The sequence below is a fragment of the Actinomyces sp. oral taxon 180 str. F0310 genome, assembly GCF_000185285.1.
In the GTDB taxonomy this organism is placed as follows: Bacteria; Actinomycetota; Actinomycetes; order Actinomycetales; family Actinomycetaceae; genus Pauljensenia.
The window spans coordinates 1-1434 of record NZ_GL622196.1 but is presented as its reverse complement, the minus strand read 5'-3'; the positions used below and the strand labels follow the sequence as shown (position 1 = coordinate 1434).

Genomic DNA, 1434 nt, shown 5'->3' with positions numbered 1-1434 from the left:
GGCTCTTCATAATTGAGGGTGTGGGGGTGGTATGCGGGGTTCGGCGTGTCGTGGCGGGGTAGAGGTCGAGGTCTTCCGATGATGGGGGTTCCGACACCGTCCATCTGAAAGACCTCGACATGTCCAATGCTACCTTTGATCGCCCTGATCTGAGCGCCTTCACGGGCCTGGATGACCTAGGACTGGAAGTGATGGGTCAACGTGTAGGAGACGATCGGACCGTCTTGGCCTGCAAGGTAGTGGGTGAGGATCGGTGGTGCCGACAGTGTGGGGGCGAGGGCGTCGTACGTGACACGGTGGTCAGGCGCTTGGCTCACGTACCCTACGGGTGGCACCCCACCATGTTGCACGTGAGCGTGCGCCGCTACCGCTGCCCAGAGTGTGCTCACGTGTGGCGTCAAAACATGAGTGCAGCGGCCGACCCGCGCGCGAAGCTCTCGCGTGCAGCGGTGCGCTGGGCGCTGGTAGGCCTGGTGGTCCACCATCTGACGGTGGCGCGCGTCGCCGACGTATTGGCCGTGTCGTGGAACACTGCCAATACCGCGATCTTAGGTGAAGGCCAGCGCATACTCATCAATGATCCTGATCGTTTCGAGGGGGTGTGCGTCATTGGCGTGGATGAACACGTGTGGCGACACACCCCATACGGGGACAAATACGTCACCGTCATCTTGGACTTGACTCCTATACGAGACCGTCGTGGTCCCTCCCGGCTCCTGGATATGATTCCGGGCCGATCCAAGCGGGTCTTCAAAACCTGGCTGGCCTCCCAGCCCGATACGTGGCGCGAACGCATCGAGATCGTCGCAATGGATGGATTCACCGGCTTTAAGAGCGCCGCCGCCGAAGAGCTCCCAGACGCGAGGGCGGTCATGGACCCCTTCCACGTCGTACACCTCGCCGGTGATGCTCTCGATGAGTGCCGCAGGCGCATCCAGCAAGAACTCCACCATCGGCGCGGGCGTGCCACGGATCCCCTGTACAAGGCCCGCAGGATGTTACACACCAGATCCTGCCTGCTCACCCCACGCCAGCAACACCAGATCCTCGACCTGTTCGCCAGCGATTGCCACGTCGCACTCGAAGTCACCTGGAGCGTGTACCAGAGTATTATCGACGCCTACCGCGATCCCAACAAAATCCGCGGCAAGGCCCTGATGCAAGCCGAAATCAACACACTGACCTCCACGCGCGTACCGAGGGGCCTGACCGAGCTCATCACGCTGGGCAGAACGCTCAAACGCCGAGCCGGAGACATCTTGGCTTACTTCGATCATCCCCACACCAGCAACGGTCCTACCGAAGCCATCAACGGCCGCCTCGAACACCTACGCGGATCCGCACTCGGATTCCGAAACCTCACCCACTACATCACGCGAGCACTCCTCGAAACCGGAGGATTCAAACCCCAACTACACCCTCAATTATGAAGAG

The 1434-nt window shown here is 61.0% G+C and carries 1 protein-coding gene; it reads left to right on the top strand.

All coding sequences use genetic code 11. The features are described 5' to 3' along the window. The first annotated feature begins 119 nt into the window (after positions 1–119). Positions 120–1430 (top strand): ISL3 family transposase, encoded by a 1311-nt coding sequence (locus HMPREF9006_RS10085; protein ID WP_009213504.1) that lies wholly within the window; start codon positions 120–122, stop codon positions 1428–1430. Positions 1431–1434 lie beyond the last annotated feature (4 nt).